The organism is Mameliella sp. MMSF_3455 (assembly GCF_030733205.1).
Taxonomy (GTDB): domain Bacteria; phylum Pseudomonadota; class Alphaproteobacteria; order Rhodobacterales; family Rhodobacteraceae; genus Antarctobacter.
In genome coordinates, this window is sequence record NZ_JASHJL010000024.1 from 1 (window position 1) to 19,788 (window position 19,788).

19 protein-coding genes and 1 pseudogene are annotated in these 19,788 nt (G+C 65.6%); 6 read left to right on the plus strand and 14 right to left on the minus strand.

What is annotated here, in order from left to right:
• The 4 genes and pseudogenes from RBB42_RS17065 to RBB42_RS17080 all read right to left on the minus strand — a co-directional run.
• A pseudogene (locus RBB42_RS17065) lies at nt 1-176 on the minus strand (Re/Si-specific NAD(P)(+) transhydrogenase subunit alpha); the annotation flags it as partial.
• Nucleotides 177-538: 362 nt separating this feature from the next.
• The gene (locus RBB42_RS17070; RefSeq protein WP_305970577.1) at nt 539-988 is read right to left on the minus strand and encodes a methyltransferase family protein; all 450 of its coding nucleotides are present in this window, start codon (nt 986-988) and stop codon (nt 539-541) included.
• A gap of 108 nt (nt 989-1,096) precedes the next feature.
• Nucleotides 1,097-1,261: a hypothetical protein gene (locus RBB42_RS17075; protein WP_305970578.1), complete on the minus strand. Its 165-nt coding sequence runs from the start codon at nt 1,259-1,261 to the stop codon at nt 1,097-1,099.
• Between the two features lie 32 nt (nt 1,262-1,293).
• Nucleotides 1,294-2,247 carry an MBL fold metallo-hydrolase gene (locus tag RBB42_RS17080; protein ID WP_305970579.1) on the minus strand — a complete coding sequence of 318 codons (954 nt, stop codon included), beginning with the start codon at nt 2,245-2,247 and terminating at the stop codon, nt 1,294-1,296.
• A gap of 123 nt (nt 2,248-2,370) precedes the next feature.
• On the opposite strand from RBB42_RS17080, the gene RBB42_RS17085 reads away from it, so the two are divergent.
• Both RBB42_RS17085 and RBB42_RS17090 read left to right on the plus strand, forming a co-directional pair.
• Nucleotides 2,371-3,120 (plus strand): SDR family NAD(P)-dependent oxidoreductase, encoded by a 750-nt coding sequence (locus RBB42_RS17085; RefSeq protein ID WP_305970580.1) that lies wholly within the window; start codon nt 2,371-2,373, stop codon nt 3,118-3,120.
• A 91-nt stretch (nt 3,121-3,211) separates the two neighbouring features.
• Entirely contained in the window at nt 3,212-4,036 is an 825-nt protein-coding gene (locus RBB42_RS17090; protein WP_305970581.1) for a GNAT family N-acetyltransferase, read from the plus strand.
• A gap of 14 nt (nt 4,037-4,050) precedes the next feature.
• Here RBB42_RS17090 and RBB42_RS17095 read toward each other — a convergent pair whose 3' ends face one another.
• Nucleotides 4,051-4,632: a TetR/AcrR family transcriptional regulator gene (locus RBB42_RS17095; RefSeq protein ID WP_305970582.1), complete on the minus strand. Its 582-nt coding sequence runs from the start codon at nt 4,630-4,632 to the stop codon at nt 4,051-4,053.
• 90 nt (nt 4,633-4,722) lie between these two features.
• Between RBB42_RS17095 and RBB42_RS17100 the strand changes: the two genes are divergently transcribed.
• Both RBB42_RS17100 and RBB42_RS17105 read left to right on the plus strand, forming a co-directional pair.
• A complete protein-coding gene (locus tag RBB42_RS17100) occupies nt 4,723-5,178 on the plus strand; it encodes a (2Fe-2S)-binding protein (RefSeq protein ID WP_305970583.1) in 456 nt (151 codons plus the stop codon).
• Nucleotides 5,179-5,181: 3 nt separating this feature from the next.
• Nucleotides 5,182-7,419, plus strand: a complete 2,238-nt coding sequence (locus RBB42_RS17105; RefSeq protein WP_305970584.1) for a xanthine dehydrogenase family protein molybdopterin-binding subunit — start codon at nt 5,182-5,184, stop codon at nt 7,417-7,419.
• Nucleotides 7,420-7,654: 235 nt separating this feature from the next.
• On the opposite strand, the gene RBB42_RS17110 is transcribed toward RBB42_RS17105, so the two are convergent.
• The 3 genes from RBB42_RS17110 to RBB42_RS17120 form a co-directional block, all read right to left on the minus strand.
• On the minus strand, nt 7,655-8,431 hold the full coding sequence (locus RBB42_RS17110; protein WP_305970585.1) for a gamma-glutamyl-gamma-aminobutyrate hydrolase family protein: 777 nt from the start codon (nt 8,429-8,431) through the stop codon (nt 7,655-7,657).
• 205 nt (nt 8,432-8,636) lie between these two features.
• On the minus strand, nt 8,637-9,062 hold the full coding sequence (locus tag RBB42_RS17115) for a GlcG/HbpS family heme-binding protein (RefSeq protein WP_305970586.1): 426 nt from the start codon (nt 9,060-9,062) through the stop codon (nt 8,637-8,639).
• Nucleotides 9,063-9,159: 97 nt separating this feature from the next.
• Nucleotides 9,160-11,310, minus strand: coding sequence for a malate synthase G (locus tag RBB42_RS17120; protein WP_305970587.1), 2,151 nt, complete (start codon nt 11,308-11,310; stop codon nt 9,160-9,162).
• A 155-nt stretch (nt 11,311-11,465) separates the two neighbouring features.
• Between RBB42_RS17120 and RBB42_RS17125 the strand changes: the two genes are divergently transcribed.
• Nucleotides 11,466-12,095: a chloramphenicol acetyltransferase gene (locus RBB42_RS17125; protein WP_305970588.1), complete on the plus strand. Its 630-nt coding sequence runs from the start codon at nt 11,466-11,468 to the stop codon at nt 12,093-12,095.
• A 41-nt stretch (nt 12,096-12,136) separates the two neighbouring features.
• Here the strand turns inward: RBB42_RS17125 and RBB42_RS17130 are convergent, their stop codons facing one another.
• On the minus strand, nt 12,137-13,954 hold the full coding sequence (locus RBB42_RS17130) for an ABCB family ABC transporter ATP-binding protein/permease (RefSeq protein ID WP_305970589.1): 1,818 nt from the start codon (nt 13,952-13,954) through the stop codon (nt 12,137-12,139).
• A gap of 236 nt (nt 13,955-14,190) precedes the next feature.
• Nucleotides 14,191-16,191 (minus strand): LysM peptidoglycan-binding domain-containing protein, encoded by a 2,001-nt coding sequence (locus RBB42_RS17135; protein WP_305970590.1) that lies wholly within the window; start codon nt 16,189-16,191, stop codon nt 14,191-14,193.
• A gap of 128 nt (nt 16,192-16,319) precedes the next feature.
• Here RBB42_RS17135 and RBB42_RS17140 point away from each other — a divergent pair, with 128 nt between their 5' ends.
• On the plus strand, nt 16,320-16,871 hold the full coding sequence (locus RBB42_RS17140; protein WP_305970591.1) for an LOG family protein: 552 nt from the start codon (nt 16,320-16,322) through the stop codon (nt 16,869-16,871).
• On the opposite strand, the gene rarD is transcribed toward RBB42_RS17140, so the two are convergent.
• The 4 genes from rarD to RBB42_RS17160 all read right to left on the minus strand — a co-directional run bounded on the left by rarD (nt 16,814) and on the right by RBB42_RS17160 (nt 19,718).
• Nucleotides 16,814-17,728 carry an EamA family transporter RarD gene (gene rarD, locus RBB42_RS17145; protein ID WP_305970592.1) on the minus strand — a complete coding sequence of 305 codons (915 nt, stop codon included), beginning with the start codon at nt 17,726-17,728 and terminating at the stop codon, nt 16,814-16,816. The genes RBB42_RS17140 and rarD overlap by 58 nt on opposite strands.
• Before the next feature lie 82 nt (nt 17,729-17,810).
• Nucleotides 17,811-18,335, minus strand: coding sequence for a DUF3592 domain-containing protein (locus RBB42_RS17150; protein WP_305970593.1), 525 nt, complete (start codon nt 18,333-18,335; stop codon nt 17,811-17,813).
• A gap of 273 nt (nt 18,336-18,608) precedes the next feature.
• Nucleotides 18,609-19,208 (minus strand): superoxide dismutase, encoded by a 600-nt coding sequence (locus RBB42_RS17155; protein ID WP_305970594.1) that lies wholly within the window; start codon nt 19,206-19,208, stop codon nt 18,609-18,611.
• A 93-nt stretch (nt 19,209-19,301) separates the two neighbouring features.
• Nucleotides 19,302-19,718, minus strand: a complete 417-nt coding sequence (locus tag RBB42_RS17160) for a hypothetical protein (protein ID WP_305970595.1) — start codon at nt 19,716-19,718, stop codon at nt 19,302-19,304.
• Between the last annotated feature and the right edge of the window lie 70 nt (nt 19,719-19,788).

Below are 19,788 nucleotides of genomic sequence, written 5' to 3' on the forward strand. Positions count from 1 at the left end.
CCGACGACCTTGACGCCCGCAGCCTCGTAATCCGCATCGGAGAACTCTGCCCGCGACCCCGCGCCGGATTCGATCAAACATTCATAACCCAGCTTTTGCAGCTGGCGGGCAGAATCCGGGGTCATCGCAACGCGATTCTCTCCAGATTCAACCTCTCTTGGCGTCCCTATCTTCACGGTATTCCCCTTTGTTCTCAGGTACTCCTACGCCCCTGATGAGGCGTTAATTCGCATTTCAGCGCAATCATGCGGCTCTGCAGCGACAGGCAGCGCGGGTTGTAAAACACACCATGACCAAAAGTTAAAGTCGGACAACTATTATTGCGCCGCGGACCAAAGAATCGAAACATTGTTGCCCACCGCTGCACTCTATATCGGCACCCCGTCGAAATATTCCTCGTGGTTTCGGAAACTTAGCATTTGCATCATGTGCCGGACGCTTGGCCTGGGAACCGCCGTGGTCGGCATGCCGGGGGCAGCATGCGACCACAGGTCACCTCTACCAAAGGATGAGTGCTGAATTCGCAGTCATTCCGCGATCAGATCCACCGCCGCACATCCTTTTCGTACCGGGCAAAGGCCGCGCGGAATTTCCGGCGCAGGTGATTTTCCTCGGGTACGATGAAACGCCGTTCGATCACCCAAACGAAGATTGGCACAAGTGGCAGCGCCAGGACCGCGTCCCAATACAGGATGATCCCCAACAGGATCATTGAGTCGCCAAGGTAGATAGGGTTGCGCGACCGTTTGAAGATCCCGCTCGTCACCAGGCGGTCCGCTTCCCGGTGCGGGATCACGGTGGTCCGGTGGCGCCGCATTTCGTAGAGCGCCAGCGCCATTAGGATCACCCCGCCCCCGACCAGCAGGCCGCCAAGGAGATCGGCGACAACAGGGCCAAAGCCCAAACCATAGCCAAAATGGGTCTTTTGTACCCAGGCCAGGCCCAAGGCCCCCACCAACCAGACCGGCGGCATGTCCATCCATTTCATCAGCAAGCATTCTCCTGCAATTGCTCGTCCGGACCCGCGGATCCTGGTCGGCGTGTCAGGCGCCGTCCGTGATACCCCGACTGCATGACCAGCACGTTTTTCTTTCCATCACGCGGGGATTTCGTCCATCCGGCCCGGCACCTCGCGCGTCATTTGTTCCGGCAGGATGGTCGCTGCGGTTTCGGCGTCAAAGCCCGTGCAGCCGATGATTTCATCTTCCCGCTCTCCCTTGTCATGCCACCACGGGCAGGAGGCGAGCCCGATGATCACCAAGCACCGCGTTCGCCTCCGATACCTGAAACGGGTTATTCCCACTCCATCTCCTCAAAGACCCGGCCCGCATTCTTGGTCGCCAGCTCCTCGAAAGTATCCAGATGCGCCCAGTTGGACTGGTCGATGTAATAGGCATCCGCAAGGTCGCCGCCCTCGTCGATGTGGTCGCCGATCTTGGCCCGCAGGTCCTTGAGATAGTCCGTGGTATAGCGCGTCACCTGGGCCATGTTCGTCGGGTGCCCGTGCCCGGGAATGACATAGGTCGCGCCAAGTTCGGTGAAGGGGCCGTCGAAAGTCTCGATCCAGCAACTGGTGCAGGTATCAGCGAAAATCGGCGGCATGCGCTCGTGAAAGGCGATGTCACCGGCGATCACGATACCCCATTGCGGGATCCAGACCTGCGTATCGCCTGGGCCGTGCGCGGGACCAAGGTGCAGGACGTGGAATTCGACTTCGCCCAGGGCAAAGACGTGTTCATCGTCAAAGGACATGTTCGGCACAACGACCCGGGTGCCCTCGGCCTTGTCCTGGTTGTAACGTTTCATCCCCTGCAGGATGAAATCACCGTTTTCCTCGATCTCTTCGATGGCCTCGGCATGGGCAAGGATGTCGACGCCCTGATCGGCCCAGTAGGAATTGCCGAGCATGGCATGACCCTGCCCGTTCTCGTTAATGACCAGCTTCACCGGCTGATCGGTGACGGCCCTGATCTCATCATGCAGCGCCCTGGCCAGCCGCGCCGAGGCACCGCCGTTGATGACCACCACGCCGTCACCGGTAACAACGAACGACAAGTTGTTGTTATGGCCGGAGTTTTCATAGGTCGGCGGTGCCGTCGCACCGATCGCAGAAAAGACATGCGGGATGACTTCGACCGGCTTGTCGTAGAGTTCGGACTGCGGGTACTTGTCGGCGATGTCCTCGCTGGCCTGCGCGGTGACGGCCGCCAGCACCAGCGCCGTGGTCAGGGCAAAACGTGTGATCATGAGATCCTCCCGAAAATCCCAAACACATTCGCATGCGTGAATAGCATTGCCAAGCAACCTCTCGCGGACCTCTTGTCACAGCGCCGGGGCACGGTAGGGTTTCGGGCAAAGACGGAGGCGGAGATGATCGAAGGCAAACACGCGCTGGTGACCGGCGGGGGCAGCGGCATCGGACTGGCAATTGCACGGGCCCTGGCCGCAGAGGGCGCACAAGTCACAATCACCGGGCGCAACGCCGAGCGGTTGGAGGCGGCGCGGAGCGAGAGGATCTTTCCGATCTCGATGGACGTGATGGATGAAACCTCAATAATTCATGGCGTTAAAGAGGCTGTCTCCGCACGCGGCCCGGTTCAGATCTGCGTGCCCAATGCCGGGATTGCAGAGGGGCGGTCGATCCTCAAGACGGACATGGAGTTCTGGCGGACCATGATGGCCACCAATGTCGATGGCGCCTTTCTGACGATCCGCGAATGCCTGAAAAACATGGTTGAGACCGACTGGGGTCGAGTGATTGCTGTGTCCTCAATCGCGGGGATCAGGGGACTGAAGGGGGCGCCGACCTATACCGCGTCGAAACACGCACTGATGGGGCTGATCCGGGCACTGGCTGCGGATTATGCAAGAAATCCCATTACTTTCAACGCGCTATGCCCCGCCTACGTGGATACGGACATCGTGACCATGAACGTTGACAACATCATGAAGCGCACCGGCTGGTCCGAGGCAGAGGCCCGCGCGGCAATGGTGGACGTGAACCCGCACGGTCGGCTGATCGCGCCCGAGGAAGTGGCGCAGGCGGCGGTCTGGCTGTGTCACGAGGCCTCGGGCAGCGTGAACGGACAGGCGATCCAGATCGCGGGCGGAGAGATCTGACGGCTGTACGTTTTGTACAAAACGTACACCGAAATCAGCATTTTGTACAAAACGCCCCACGGCCCGGAGTCGGTGACAGGATGGCCGTTTCATGCGAACATCCCGCATGGCCATCCCGAACAGGTATTTTGGCAGCCCGGAACAACAGGGTCTTGAACGACGCGCGCATCTCTTGTGGCAGATCCTGCAGGACGATCCTGACTATTGCTTTCACGGGCGCGCGGTCGGGCTGTTGCGAACCGACACGCAGGACACAAGCCTGCAGATCGCGCTGGCCCGGTTGCAGGGGCTGGGACCGGGGACCCGGCTGACACCGGAGGTTGCCAGCTCGCGCCGGGCCGCGATCGAGGACGCCGGGCTTGGGCTGGAAATCCAGCAGCGATGGGGCGCGGATGAATCCGCACTCGCCGGCGCCCGCGGCTTTCTGTGCGACAGCGGCTTGCCCGCGGGACTCGCCACGGTGGAGGTCGGGCCGGATACGTCGGACACGGACTTCGACCGGCTTGACGATCTGACCCGCGCCTGCGGCATCCTCCTGCCCTCTGCCGCCTTTCTGCGCGGCGCCTTTGGCCCGGCGGTCAGCCTTTACGCCAGAACGCGGGCTGGCGAGATCGTCGGCTTCGCGGCGGCCCTTGCCCAGGCGAAATGCGCCCCGTCCCTGCAGGGCGAAGCCTGGTGGGGGTTTCTTTCGACGCGACAGGACTGGCGCGGACACGGAATCGCAAGACGACTCGGGGCAAAGGCGATGCTCACGATGGCGGAACGGCATGGGGTGCGGCGGTTCCAAACCGGCATCCTGACGGGGAACGCCGCCTCGTTGTCCGTGTCGCGCTCTCTGGGGTTTCGGGACACCGGATTGCTGGACCTGTTGGCAATCGACGCAGAGACGCTGCGCAATGGGCGGCTGGCCGGGTAACGCCCCCGACCGCGTCAGCCCGCCGTCAGCCCGCGTCCAAGCACATGTGCCAGTCTATCGCGGGCCGTCTCGAATTGCGCATAGGGCGGGCGTTTTACCCCGTCGAGCGCGCCAAGAAGCAGCGCCGCCACCTCTTCGGGCGACCCATCCAGCCGCACGCGACCGGCCGCCGCCTCGCGCGTCAGCCAGTCGGCAAAGACGGTGGTCAGCCGGGCCGTCCCGGCCTCGACGACCTCGCGCGCGTGGCTGTCCTTGATGTCCAGCAGTTCGGCACCGTGCGGGCTGTCCAGCATGTTGCGGATCATCGGCCCGGTCTTGGCGGCAAAGCCCCGCGCCAGCAGATCCTCGACGCTGCCCTCGCCCGCCAATGCCTCGGACACCGCGCGCGCGGCCGTGTCGAAATAGACCTCGACCATGCGGCGGGCGATGTCCTCCTTGCCCTGGAAATGCTGGTAGAGCGCGGGACGGGACATGCCCGCCGCCTGCGCTATGTCCCCCATCGAGGTACGGCGATAGCCATACTGGCACATCACCGCCAGCGCGGCTGTGAGTATGGCCTCTTGCTTGACCTGATCGGCTGGGACTGCATCCATCATGACATCAGTCCTGACAAAACTGCGCAAAACTGTCAATTGACACTCTGACATATTTCACCCATTTTGTCAGAAATCGACCAGGAGAACGACATGGCCACCACGCTCACCGTCAACGGCACCTCGCATGAGGTGGACCTGCCCGACGAGGTCCCGCTGCTCTGGGCACTGCGCGATGCGCTGAACCTGACCGGCACCAAGTTCGGCTGCGGTGTCGCGGCCTGCGGGGCCTGCACGGTGCATATCGACGGCGAGGCGGTGCGCAGCTGCCAGGTGCCGGTCGGCGACGTCTGGGGAGAGGTCACGACGATCGAGGGGCTGGGCACACCGGATGCGCTGCACCGGCTGCAGCAAGCCTGGGTGGATCACCAGGTGGCGCAATGCGGCTATTGCCAGTCGGGCCAGATCATGCAGGCCGCCGCCCTGCTGGCCGAAACGCCGAACCCCACGGACGATGACATCGACGCGGTCATGAACGGCAACCTCTGCCGCTGCGGCACCTACCCGCGTATCCGGGCCGCCATCAAATCCGCCGCGCAAGGAGCCTGAGCCATGTCCCGGATCGGCAAGATCGCCCGCCGCACATTTCTTTTCGGGGCCGTGGCCGTCGCCGGTGGCGCCGCCTTTGGCGCCTGGTACGTCAGCCGCCCCGCGCCCAATCCGCTGAAGCCCGCGGAAGGAGAGGCCAGCCTGAACGCCTTTGTCCTGATCGACGGCGAAGGCGTGACCCTTGTCGCGCCGCGCGCCGAGATGGGACAGGGCACCATGACCACCTGGGCGGCGCTGATCGCCGAGGAGATGGACCTGGCCTGGGAGGATGTGCGCGTCATCCACGGCCCGCCGGCGCAGGCCTATTACAACAGCGCGCTGATGGGCGAGGGCCAGACCCACAAGGGCTATGACGCCTCGGCCTTTCAGCATTCGCTGGGCGAGATGATGGGCGTCATGGGCAAGGTGTTTTCCATGCAGGTCACGGGCGGGTCCACCGCCATGAAGGACGGCTACGAGCGGATGCGCGCCACCGGCGCCGCCGCGCGCGAGATGCTGAAGACCGCCGCCGCCAAGCGCCTGAATGTCGGCGTAGTCGAATTGCGCACGGAAAACGGCGCGGTGATCGGACCCGATGGCACCGCCATTCCCTATGCAGAGCTGGCCGCCGAGGCGGCGGAGGTCGAACCGCCCCGGATCGAACTGCGCGAGCGCAGCGAATGGCGGCTTCTGGGCACCTCGCTGCCGCGCGTCGACATGCTGGGCAAGTCCACCGGCACCGCGCAGTTCGGCATCGACACGCGCCTGCCCGGGATGCGCTTTGCTGCGGTGCGCCAGTCACCCACGCGCGGCGGCATGAAACGCTATGACGCCTTCGAGGCTGGCCGCATGCCCGGCGTCGAAAAGGTGGTGGACCTCGGCGACGGGTTGGCGGTGATCGCCACCAATACCTGGCTGGCCCAAAGGGCCGTGGACGCCATCGAGGTCGAGTGGGAACCCGCCCCCTACCCCGAGAGCACCGAGGCGATGGTGGCCGCGGTCGAGGCGGCCTTGGACACCGAACCGGATTCCGTGCTGCGCGACGATGGCAACCCGGACCGCCTGCCCGCAGGCGCAACGGCGGTCGAAGCGGAATACCGCGTGCCTTTCCTCGCCCATGCCACGATGGAGCCGATGAACGCCACCGCCTGGTTCGACGGCCAGCACCTGCGGCTGTGGTGCGGCAACCAGGGGCCGACCTTCTTGCGCGATGCCTGTGCCGCCGAGGCCGGGGGCGATCCGGCCGAGGTCGAGGTGAACGTGACGCTGATGGGCGGCGGATTTGGCCGCCGGGGCGAGTTCGACTACGCGGTTGTGGCGACCAAGGTTGCCAAGGCCATGCCCGGCACGCCGGTCAATGTCACCTGGTCGCGCGAAGAGGACATGACCCACGACTATTATCGCCCGCCCGCCATCGCGCGGATCACGGGGGCCGTGGCGGACGGCGCGCCGGTGGCCTTCGACGCCAGGGTCGCCTCGCCCTCGATCGCGGAACAGGCGCTGAAACGCTGGGTCGGCTTTGCCCCCGGCGGGCCGGACAAGGGGATCGTCGACGGCATCTACAACCAGCCCTACGGCATCCCGAACTACCGCGTCGCGGGCCACAAGGCGGACATCGCGCCGCCGCTGGGCTTCTGGCGGTCGGTCGGGGCCAGCTTCAACGGGTTCTTCCATGAGTGTTTCATGGATGAGCTGGCGGTGACTGCCGGGGCCGACCCGCTGGAGATGCGACTGAAACTGACACGCGACGAATGGCTGCCCGCCTTCTACGCGCTGGAGGCGGTGCGCGACATGTCCGGCTGGACCGGCAAGACAGAGGACGGTGTCGGGCGGGGCCTGGCGATGGTCTACAGCTTTGGCACCCCCACGGCGATGGTGATCGAGGTGCGCGACGTGGACGGCGCGGTGCGCCTGACCGACGCCTGGATCGCCGCCGACCCCGGCGTGGCGCTAGACCCGTCGATCATCGAGGCGCAGTTGACCGGCGCGATGGTCTATGGCCTGTCGGCCGCCATCGGAGAAGAGGTGACATTCGCGGGCGGCGTCGCGGAGCAGAAGAACTTTCCCGATTACGAGCCGCTGCGCATGGCGCAGATGCCGCGTACGCAGGTGCAGATCCTTGAAAACCAGGAGCGCCTGAACGGGATCGGCGAGGTTGGCACGCCCCCTGCCGCACCGGCACTGGCCAATGCGCTCTTTGACCTGACGGGCAAACGGGTGCGTGAGCTGCCGCTCAACAAGGCCTTCGACTTTTACGTCTGAGGCCGGATGACTGGACTGATGCCCGGCCCCGTGCCGGGCATCCGCTGCTCCCGTCGAAAGAAGACAAGTCTTCCTAATTGCACGAAAAGATCAGCCGCACAATCTAGGCAAACGAAAAGATATAACTTAAAGTATAGTTCAGTCCCGGTGCGTGTTTTCGGGCCTTGAGTAACGAGTTCCGCCTCTGCCGTTTAGGCAGGGGCTTTTTCGTCATCTGTCACGGGATTGACGGGCCTCACCCTGCGACTCGCAGCCCCTCGGTGCCCTTTTTCGCCCAGTCATGCACGGCGGCGCCGAATGCCTCGAAGAGCGGGCGCGAGACCGGATCGCTGGCCGCGTTCCATTCCGGGTGCCACTGCACCGACAGGGTAAAGCCCGGCGCGTCCTTGACATAGATCGCCTCTGGCGTGCCGTCCGGGGCGAAGCCGTCGATCACGATGCGCGACCCGGCGGCCTTGATACCCTGCCCATGCAGCGTGTTGGTCATCACCTCGGCCGAGCCGAACAACTGGTGGAACGGCCCGCCTTCGGTCAGCGACACCTTGTGGCGCAGGGCGAATTTCTCTTCCAGCGTGCCATCGGGCGGCATCCGGTGATTCATCCGGCCCGGCAGGTCGCGGATCTCCGGGTAGAGCGAGCCGCCCATCGCCACGTTGACCTCCTGAAAGCCACGGCAGATGCCGAGGAAGGGCTGGCCGCGCTGCACGCAGGCCCGCACCAGCGGCAGGGTGATCGCATCGCGGTTGCGGTCGGGCTGGCCGTGCGCCTCTGTCCATTCCTCGCCGTATTCCTCGGGGTGGACGTTGGGCCGCCCGCCGGTCAGCACGAAGCCGTCAAAGGCCTCGAGCAGTTCCTCGACACTGACCAGCCTCGGGTCAGAGGGGATCACCACCGGCAGGCAGTGCGACACTTCGGAGACCGCCTCGGAGTTCATCGTGCCGCCCGCATGGGTCGGGTACTGATCGTTGATCAGGTACTGGTTGCCGATGATGCCGACGAGGGGACGCGCCATGTGTCTGCTCCTTTTGAACAGACCATATGTAGACCACATGCGCCCGCGCGAAAAGTGTCCCCCCGCACAGAGCGGCCTGCGGCCGCACACAGGGCGCGCAATTTGCACGAAGCTTGGGCAGGACCATCACACCGGTGGAACCGGACCGCCACGGCCACAGAAGTTCGGGGCGAGAGCACCCGGCGCGCGCTCGCCCCGGACCGGTTCAGATTTCGGCGATCAGGCCAGCGGCCTCGATCCCGGCCTTGCCGGCCTTGGCATCGTTGTCCGAGGTGTCGCCGGTGACACCGACGGCGCCCAGCGTCCGCCCCTTGGCGTCGCGCACGAGAATGCCGCCCGGAACCGGGACCAGCTGACCACCGAAGGCCGCGTTGGCCGCCGAGATGAAATAGGCCTGCTGTTCGGCCCGCGCCATCTGGGCAGAGCCCGGCATGCCCAGCATCACCGCGCCATAGGCCTTGCCCTGCGCGATCTGAAAGCGACCGGGGCTGGCCCCGTCCTCGCGTTCGAAGGCGATCAGGTTGCCGCCCGCATCCAGCACCGCGACGGACAGCGGCTTCATGCCGTCCTCCTTGCCTGCGTCAAATGTCTTGCGGATGATCGTCCGCGCCCGTCTCAGCGAAATGGCCATGACTGTCTTTCCCTGTTCCGCATGAATTTCATTTGTTCCGGCAAAGGCGCGCCGTGCCCGGGCAAGCCCCCGGCACCACGCGCCCCTTGTCGGCCAGTCAGCCCGCCGCCTTCAGTTCCAGCCGCCGCTTGTGCAACACCGGCTCGGTATAGCCGGAGGGTTGCACCCGGCCCTCGAAGACCAGATCGCATGCCGCCTGGAAGGCGATCCCGTCAAAGCCCGGCGCCATCTTCTGATAGGACGGGTCATCGGCGTTCTGGCCGTCCACGACCTCGGCCATGCGCTTCATGATCTCCATGACCTCGTCACGGCTGACAACGCCGTGGTGCAGCCAGTTGGCGATGTGCTGGGCCGAGATGCGGCAGGTGGCGCGATCTTCCATCAGGCCGACGTCGTTGATGTCGGGCACCTTGGAACAGCCCACCCCGGCGTCGATCCAGCGCACGACGTAGCCCAGGATCCCCTGCGCGTTGTTCTCGACCTCGCGCCGGATCTGTTCGGGACGCCACTTGCGGAAGGTGGCCAGCGGGATCTCCAGCACCGCGTCCACATGGGCGCGGCGGCCACCGGCGCGCAGCGCCTTCTGCACGGCAAAGACATCGACCTTGTGGTAATGCAGCGCGTGCAGCGTGGCGGCGGTGGGCGAAGGCACCCAGGCGCAGTTGGCACCCGCCTTGGGGTGTTCGATCTTGGCCTCCAGCATGGCGGCCATCTTGTCGGGCATGGCCCACATGCCCTTGCCGATCTGGGCCTTGCCGGACAGGCCGCATTCCAGCCCGATATCCACGTTGCGCGCCTCGTAGGCGCCGATCCAGCCCTTGCGCTTGATGAAATCCTTGCGGCTGAAGGGCCCCGCCTCCATCGAGGTGTGGATCTCGTCGCCGGTACGGTCGAGGAATCCGGTGTTGATGAAGGCGACCCGGTGCTTTGCCGCCCGGATGCATTCCTTGAGATTGACCGAGGTGCGGCGCTCCTCGTCCATGATGCCCAGCTTGACAGTATACTGCGGCAGGTTCAGCGCCTTTTCGACAAAGGTGAAGACCTCGTCGGCGAATGCCACTTCTTCCGGCCCGTGCATCTTGGGCTTCACGACATAGACCGACCCGGTGTGCGAATTGCGCAGGCCCCCTTCGGTGCGTTGCAGATCGTGGCGCGCGATCAGCACGGTCACCATCGCGTCCATCAGCCCTTCGAAGATCTCGGACCCGTCGCGCAAGAGGATTGCCGGGTTGGTCATCAGGTGGCCGACGTTGCGCACCAGCATCAGGGCGCGGCCCTTTACGGTGAAGGGGGCGCCGTCCGCACCAAGGAACTCGTGGTCCGGGATCAGCTTGCGGGTGACGGTCTTGCCGCCCTTCTCGAAGGTCTCGGACAGGGTGCCCTGCATCAGGCCCAGCCAGTTGGCATAGGCCAGGGTCTTGTCCTCGCCATCGACGCAGGCAACGGAATCCTCGCAGTCCATGATCGCCGAAACGGCGGACTCCAGACGCACATCCGCCAGCCCCGCCTGGTCGCGGGCGCCGATGAAATGGGTGCGGTCAAAGACCAGTTCGACGTGCAACCCGTTGTTGCACAGCAGGACCGCCTCGGGCGCCTTGGGGTGGCCGCGGTAGCCGCGGAATTTCGACGGGTCGATCAGCGGCTGATCGTCGACCAGCAGCGCGCCGTTCTGGACGTGATAGCGGCGGGCGTCGGCATGGCTGACGCCCTCGATCGGAAAGGCCTCGTCCAGGAAGACGCGGGCGCGGGCGATCACCCGGGCACCACGGCCGTTCTCATACCCGCCCTTCGGCGGCAGCGAGCCCATCGCATCGGTGCCGTAGAGCCCGTCATAAAGGCTGCCCCAGCGGGCATTGGCGGCATTGAGCGCGTAGCGGGCATTGGTGATCGGCACCACCAGCTGCGGGCCGGGCACGGTGGCGATCTCGGGGTCGGTATTTGCGGTCTCGATCTCGAAATCATCACCCTCGGGCAGCAGGTAGCCGATCTCGGTCAGGAAGGCCTTGTAGGCCTCGTGGTCATGCGGCTGGTTGGCGCGCGCCTTGTGCCAGTCGTCGATCTGCTTCTGGATCGCCTCGCGCTTGTCCAGCAGGGCGCGGTTGCGCGGGCCGAAGTCATGCGCCATCTCTGACAGCGCCTGCCAGAACCCCTCGGCCCCGATGCCCGTGCCCGGCAGGGCCTGCTCTTCGATGAAGCTGGCCAGTCGTTCATCGACTTTCAGCCCGGCGCGTTCCACTCGGTCGACCATAGTATACCTCTCTTGGTGTTTGGCGGCGAGCCTAGCATCTTGTTTCCGATAGGCAACAAGCGACGCTATAAGGATTTCTGTCAACGGCCAGAAGCAGTTTCAATTGCCCTTTGAAACCGGCATCGGTTCAGAACGTACCAGAGGGAGTTTCAAAGATGGCCGAACACCCCGTCGACCTCGATACCTGGCCGCGCACGGCGCAATTCAAATGGTTCCGCGGTTTCAAAAAGCCGCATTACGCGGTGACCGTGCGGATGGACGCAACGCATCTGATGAAGCAGCGAAAACCGGCGGGACACTCTCTGTTCCGCGCCAGCCTGCATGCGATCGGCTGCGGCCTGCACGGCGTGCCGGAACTCAACATGCGGTTCCGCGGCGACAGCGTGGTCCGGCACGACAGGGTGATGCTGTCGACCCCGGTGCCGCGCCCGGATGGCGGGTTCAACTTTTCCTATGTGCCCTTCGACCCCGACTTTGCGCGTTTCGACGCGGGCGCCAAGGCGGCCATCGAAGAGGCCCGCAATCGCGCGACGCTGGCCGGCAATGCCGAGGGGATGGACGGCGTGGCCTACATGTCCTGCCTGCCCTGGCTGGATTTCACCGCGCTGGACAATGCCATGCCCCATGCGGACGACTGCATCCCCCGGGTGGCCTGGGGCAAGATCGTGCCCGAGGGCAACGGCTGGCGCATGGCGATGGGCATCCAGGTGCATCACGCGCTGGTCGATGGCGAACACCTGGGCGGGTTCTTTGAAGGCGTGCAAACGGCGCTGGATGCCGGATGAGGCGGCGGAACGGGTGATCCCGGGACGGGACGGCCCGTTGATCAGGCCGCCTCCTCCTCGCTGGCCTGCTGGCGCGCCCAGAGCGCGGCATAGCGCCCGCCCTGCGCCAGAAGCGCGTCATGCGTCCCCTGTTCGACCACCTCGCCCTCTTGCAGGACAACGATCCGGTCGGCATCGGCAATGGTGGACAGGCGGTGCGCAATTGTGATGACCGTGCGCCCCTCGCCCGCGCGGCGCAGGGCATCCTGAATACTGGCTTCGGTTTCCGTGTCCAGCGCGCTGGTCGCCTCGTCCAGCAGCAGGATCGGCGGATCCTTGAGCAGGGTGCGCGCAATGCCCACCCGCTGTTTCTCGCCACCCGAGAGCTTCAGCCCGCGTTCGCCGACCTGGGTGTCATAGCCCTCGGGCAGGCTCTCGATAAAGCTGTGGATCTGCGCGGCTTTCGCGGCCTCCACGATCTCGACGTCGCTGGCGCCGTCACGGCCATAGGCAATGTTGTACCGGATCGTGTCGTTGAACAGCACCGTGTCCTGCGGCACCACGCCGATGGCCGCATGCAGGCTGTCCTGGGTCACGTCGCGCAGATCCTGCCCGTCGATGCACACCGCGCCGCCGTCCACGTCATAGAACCGGAACAAGAGCCGCCCGATCGTCGACTTGCCAGAGCCCGAGGGCCCGACCAGCGCCACATTCTCGCCCGCGCCCACGGCCACGTCGATGCCCTTTAGGATCGGGCGCGTCGGATCATAGCCGAAGCGCACCCCGTCAAATTCCACCACCCCGCCCGAGACCGCAAGTTCCGGCGCGCCGGGCTTGTCGGACACCTCGCGCGGCTGTTCCAGCAGGTCGAACATCTCTCCCATGTCCACCAGCGCCTGTCGGATCTCGCGGTAGACCGTGCCGAGAAAGTTCAGCGGCATGGTGATCTGGATCATGTAGGCATTGACCATGACGAAATCGCCCACGGTCAGCGCACCGTTCTGCACCCCCACGGCGGCCATGACCATCACGGCGACAAGGCCGGAGGTGATGATCAGCGACTGCCCCACGTTCAGCATCGCCAGCGAGGTCGCCGTCTTGATCGCCGCCTGCTCATAGCCCTGCATGGCGCGATCGTAGCGGGCCGCCTCGCGCTCTTCGGCGCCGAAGTACTTGACGGTTTCAAAGTTCAGCAGGCTGTCGATCGCCTTCTGGTTGGCGTCGGTGTCCTGCTTGTTCATCTCGCGCCGCAGCTTCACCCGCCACTCGGTCACCTTGAAGGTGAAGGCGACGTACAGCGCGACGACCCCGACCACGACGGCAAGATACCAGACATCGAACAGGAAAAAGAGCACCCCGGCCACCAGCAGCAGTTCCAGCATCAAGGGCCCGATGGAGAACAGCAGGAAGCGCAGCAGGAACTCCACCCCCTTCACGCCGCGCTCGATGATGCGGCTCAGCCCGCCGGTCTTGCGGGTGATGTGATAACGCATCGAGAGGCGGTGGATATGGGTGAAGGTCTCCAGCGCCAGCCGCCGCAAGGCGCGCTGGCCCACCTTGGCAAAGACCGCGTCTCGCAACTGCTGGAACCCGACGGTCATCAGGCGCGCCATGCCATAGGCCAGCGTCAGGCCGACCGCCCCCAGCATCAGGTCCGAAACCTCGCCCGAGAGGGTGTCGACCGCCTGTTTGTACAGGATGGGGGTGGCCACGGCGATCAGCTTGGCCAGGATCAGGAACCCCAGCGCGATCACCACCCGGCGCTTGGCCCATGTCTGCCCCTCGGGCCAGAGATAGGGGCCGACGCGGCGGATCGTACGCCAGCCGGACCGGCGTTCGTCGCGGGCGATCTGGGCGTCGGTGGAACTGTCGGGGGGCATGAAAGGCTTTCCTGTTTGGCCCTATCACCTAGGCCGCGGCGCCCGGTTCTGCAAGCGGTGCCCACGCTTGCGGTGTCTCGTGCAGCCACCCAGTTCCACCCGCCGAACGGCCCGACCCGGAACAGGATCGCGACTTCCGGCTTCTTCTCTCGGAAAATACTCCGGGGGTGAAGGCCGCAGGCCGAGGGGGCAGCGCCCCCTGCCCGCCCCGTCACGCGCGCGGCGCTGCATTCGCGTCAGTCGGTCACCGTCTGCGGCAGGTCGAAGATCTGGCCGGGATAAATCAGGTCGGGATCGCGGATGCGGTCGCGGTTGGCCTCGTAGATGCGGACGTACTGCATCCCGTCGCCGTAGCGCTGGCGCGAGATGCCCCAGAGCGTGTTGCCCGGCTGGATCGTCACGCTGCGCACCGGCCCGGTCCCCTTCGAAACCACCCCTTCCAGCACCGTGGTGCTTTCGCGCAGGAAGGGGCTTTCGACGCGGGCGATGACCTGGCCTCGCTCGTTGATCTGGTCGACGCGCAGGACGTAGGTGCCCTGGTCGACCTGCGGCAGTTGCACCCGCCAGCGGCCATCCTCGCGGATGCGCGAGGTGGTGACCGGGGTGTTGTCCAGGTAGATCCGCACAAAGGACGCCGTCTTGCCCCGGCCCGAGAGCAAGACGTCGCCCTCGTCGTCATAGCTGATCGAGTCGAGCGCCACGTCGCCCGGTGCGATCGGCGCGGTCGACAGCGCCTCGATCCCGCGCGGCGAGGACAGCAGGACGGCGGGCGGCGGCGCAGTCGGGGGCGCGTCGCCCGCGTCCGGTTCGGCCCGCGCGGTGATCGCCGGGTCGTCCCCGCTACGCGGCACGGCGGTCCCGGCGACGGGCGCCGCGCCTTCGGGGCTGGCCGGGTCGCGCACACGGGCGCTTGGAACGGTCGGGTCCTGGCTGTCCACCGGAGCCTGCGAGCTCGGCAGGCCGCCGGGACGCGGCGGGGCGCCGGCGATGGCAGGCTGCGGGTCGGTCCCAGGCAGAGGGCCGCGCTGGGGGGCGCCGTTCCACTTTGGAGCGCCCAGCGGATCGGGACCGGTGCCAACCTCGGGCTGCGGATCGACACGGGCCAGTTGATCGCCCGGCGCGGGCGGCACGCCCTCCGGATCTACGGAGCCGGCATCGGGGTCTGCGGTGGCCAGCGGCACATCACCCGCCGGTGCGTCCGCATCCGGTTCCCGTTCAAGGATCGGGCCTGTCGCCGCGGGCGTTTTCGGCTGGCGTTCCGGTGTCAGGTCGGCGGCGGCCACCTGGCGCGGCGCGACGATGACCTCGCCCTCGGACAGGACGACGCGCTCCTTGGCGGTCTGGCGCAGTGTGATGACCGCGCCTTCGTCCGGCGGCAGGTTGAGGAAGGTGGTGAATTTGCCGTCGCCGCCGATCTTGAGCTCTTCGACCGGCTCGCCGTTCACGATCACCTCGAGCAGGGCGCCCGGCTCTCCGCCGCCCGCGATCAACGAGAAACCGTCGGTTTCGGCACGCACAACGTCAAAGTTGGGGCGGATCACCGCCTCGTCCCCGTCCAGCAACAGTTCCTGAACCGGGGCCGCGTCGGGATCGAAGAGCGGCAAGAGCGCGCCCGCCACCTCCGGTGCCTCGGGGTCGGGCCCCTCGGCTTCGGGCCTGTCCGGATCGGGAGCCTCTGCCACCGGGGCGGCTGCGGCAATGGTTTCGTCGGGGGGATCGCCCGGGGCCGGGCCGGGCACGGTCTGATCCGGCTCGGGTCCATCGGGGTCGACGGCGGCGATCGAAACACCCGGCGCCGCGGCCTCTGCTCCTTCCGCCGGGGTCGGGGCCGGTGGGTCCGGCGCCTCTGCGGGGGCTGGGGCATCGGCGGTCTCCAGCGGCGGCGTGACAGGATCGGTCGCCTCCGCCGGGTCTGCCGGGTCCGGGCCATCCAAGGTCTCGACCGGACGGGTGGCGGGATCGGGCTTGTCCACCGAGGCCGTGGGCGCGGGCACCGGATCGTCGCTTTTCACCGGATCTGCGGCGGGCCTGGCAACGGTCGAGGCGGCGAGCGGCGTGTCTGGTCCATCGAAATTGGGGACCGGCGGCGCATCCGGCGCGGCGACCACGGGATCGGGCGCCGGCCCATCGGGAATGCCGCCCCAGGGCGGGTCGATCATGCCGGTGGCGACCATGACAGAGATGGCTCCGGCGGTGCCGGCGCTTGCGAGGGCCAAGTAGAATGCGATCTTGCTCATGGCAGCCTTCCGAATGTCAGCGCCTGCGGCCTCGGTCCCTCAGCGGAGCCACAGGACGGTTGAGCGTTTATAAACCACAGGCTACGAAGCGTCAAAAGTCGTTTTTTCTGCAAGCCTTGGAGCCTGAAATGCCCACAATGTCCATCTGCGTCTACTGCGGCTCCCGCAAGGGGGGAAATCCCGACTATGCGGACGAGGCCACCGCATTGGGAGAGGCGCTGGCGCACGAAGGCTGGCGTCTGGTCTACGGCGCGGGCGACGTGGGACTGATGGGGCTGATCGCGCGCGCAACGCAGGCCGCCGGCGGAGAGACCTTCGGCGTGATCCCAACCCACCTGATGCAACTGGAGGTCGGCAAGACCGATCTCACCAGTTTCGTCGTCACCGAGACCATGCACGAGCGCAAGAAGGTCATGCTGATGAACGCCGACGCGGTGGTGGTCATGCCCGGCGGCGCCGGGTCGCTGGACGAGTTCTTCGAGGTGCTGACCTGGCGCCAGCTGGGACTGCATGCGAAGCCCATCATCCTGCTGGACGTGGCCGGCTACTGGGCGCCGCTGAAGGCGTTGATGCAGCATGTCGTTGACACCGGCTTTGCCGATCCCACGCTGCTGGAATTCGTTCAGAGCGGCGGTTCGGCCGAGGAGGTCATGACGCTCTTGCGGCGCGCCCTGTCCTGAACAAAGCCCGAGGCCGAGTAGATCGCCAGAGCGGTCCAGATCAGGCCAAAGGCGACGAGATGGAACGGGGTCAGCGGCTCTTTGAAGATGACCACGGCGCAGAGGAATTGCAGCGTCGGGTTGAGGTATTGCAGCACACCCAGCGTGGTCATGTTGACCCGCTGCGCGGCGGCCGAGAAGAGCACCAGAGGCAGCGCCGTCAACAGGCCGGAAAAGACCAGCAGGCCCGAGGTATACAGGTCATCGCCAAAAATGGCCTTGTCCTGCAATTCCAGCACCGCCAACCAGCCCAGGGCAAAAGGCGCCAGCAGCAGAACCTCGCCGGTGACAGAGACGACGGGACCGGCGGAAAGCCGTTTCTTCACAATGCCGTAGATGCCAAAGGTCGTGGCCAGGATCAGCGCGATCCAGGGCGCGGCGCCCAGTCCCCAGGTCAGCTGCGCCACCGCCAGCGTGGCCAGCCCCACGGCAACCCATTGCAGCGCCGACAGCCTTTCGCGCAGAACGATCACGCCCAGAAGGACGGCGACCAGCGGGAAGGTGTAATAGCCCAGCGAGGTCTCTCGCACCTGCCCGATCTGCACCGAAAAAATGAAGAGGAACCAGTTGGCGGTGATCATCAGCGCCGCGATGGCGGTGATCAGCGCGGCCCTTGGCCGCCCAACCGCCCCGCGCAGCTCACGCAGGCGTCCCTGCACCGCCAGCAGCCCGGCAAAGACCACCAGCGACCAGAAGGTGCGATGCGCCAGGAGTTCCAGCGGCGGGACGTGCAAGAGCAGCTTGTAGTAGATCGGCGAGAGCCCCCAGATCGAACATGCGCCGATCATCAGGAGGATGCCTTGGGTCTGGGGGGGCATGATGGTCTCCGGTCAGTGCCCCTGCCCTACAGAGCCGCGCAGGCCACTGCAAGCCGACGCCCCGGTGACGGCGCGCCCTGCCTTAGCCGCCTGCCCCGCCGCGCAGCCAGCGCCGCACCCGCCAGGCCCCGAAAAGCGCCGGGACCAGGGTGATCAGCCCGATGCAGAGGATCGTCAGCGGCAGCGCCCAGAGGTGTTCGAACACGGTCAGTTTCACATTGCCCTTGGTATCGGGATTGAACAGGATCTGGTGCCGCGATCCGATCTCGAACCCCCAGTTGGCGGAGGATTGTCCCAGGCTGGCCTCGGTCATCTCGCCGTCGCGGAATTCATAGCGGAAGACGGGGCCATAGACCGTTTGGTTGCCCGCCCAGGGGGTCCAGTCCTCCCACTCGTAGACACGCACGACTTCGCCTATCGTGCGGTCCGCGCGCGAGGTGAAGCTGAGGCTGTCGTAGGCCAGCAGTGCCGCCGCCGCCAGGAACAGCACCGGCGTGACAAAGATCAGAACCCAGACCCGCCAGGACACCTGCCGTCGCCCATCCGGATGGGTGCGCCACAGAAATTGCTGGGTCTGGTTCGCCCGAACGATCAGATTGCGCAACATCCTGCGCCCCCTGTCCGACCGGACGATGCCGGATTGCGCTGCGGATGAGCCACGCCAGCCCCGGGTGTACGCATGGTTGGAAAGACCTTTCCGGAATGCGGCTGAGGGCCCGCACACTTCCGCGCGCCCATGACAAAGATACCCGCATCATAGGATCTCGTGACGCGTTTGGGAATCGTGGGAATGCCCCGGCCACCAAACGAAAAACGCCCCCGCAGCAACCTGCGAGGGCGTCTTTTCCAATCGGCGGGACGCGGCGCCCCGCGATCCGGTTCACATGCGCGAGGCCACGTTTTCCCAGTTGACCAAGTTGTCGAGGAAGTTGGTCAGGTAGGCCGGACGCTTGTTGCGGAAGTCGATGTAGTAGGAGTGCTCCCACACGTCGCAGCCCAGCAGCGCGGTCTGGCCAAAGCACAGCGGGTTCACGCCGTTCTCGGTCTTGGTGACCTTCAGGCCGCCGTCGGTGTCCTTGACCAGCCAGCACCAGCCCGAGCCGAACTGGCCCGCACCTGCGGCGGAGAACTGCGACTTGAATTCGTCGACGGTGCCGAAGCTGTCCTTGATCGCGGCTTCAAGCTCGGACGGCATGGCGTTCGGGCCGGGGCCCATCATTTCCCAGAACTGCATGTGGTTCCAGTGCTGCGAGGCATTGTTGAAGATGCCGGACTGTGCCACCGCGCCCGCGTCATAGGTGCCCTTGACGATCTCTTCGAGGCTCTTGCCTTCCCACTCGGTGCCGGCAATCAGCTTGTTGCCGTTGTCGACATAGGCCTTGTGGTGGATGTCGTGGTGGTATTCCAGCGTCTCCTGGCTCATGCCCTGGCTGGCCAGAGCGTCGTGCGCATAGGGAAGATCGGGAAGTTCGAAAGACATGGTTCACCCCTTCGTGATGTGGCGGTTCATTGCCCCAATAGGTGTCCCCCTTCCCGCCGAAGGTCAACCCTGCCTCGTCGCCCAAAGGTGACTTCAAGGCGAAAGTTTTGTCGGCAAGCAATTCCCCGCCCTGTTGAAAAGTCTATCCTTGCCACGGGTTTGCGCCGTCACGTTGACCCTTCCGCTGGCTTTGAGGAAGGTCGCGCGATAATCCAGCAGCACCCGGCGGTTTCCGGAAGAGCGCACCTCCAGCTCCCACGAGACGGTCACCCGTGAGCGGTTGTCCCTGACCAGCCGTCCCTCGACCGGAACGCCGTCGTTGAACACGAGGATCGAGGCGTCAGAGACGACCACCCGGTCGATCGCCCTGTCCAGCGCAATGAAGATCACCGGCTGGATCCACTGGCGTTCGGACGTGCCGTCGATGCGGCAATGATAAGCCGTCTTTTCCGCCGCTGCGCCTCCGGAGAAGGCGGCCAGGACAAGAGCGGACAGGATGAGGCGGCGCATGGCGGCTCCGTTTCGGGGGTGAGCCCTGCCACTATCGGCAGAGCCGTCCGCCAAGGCAACCGCCCTGCCC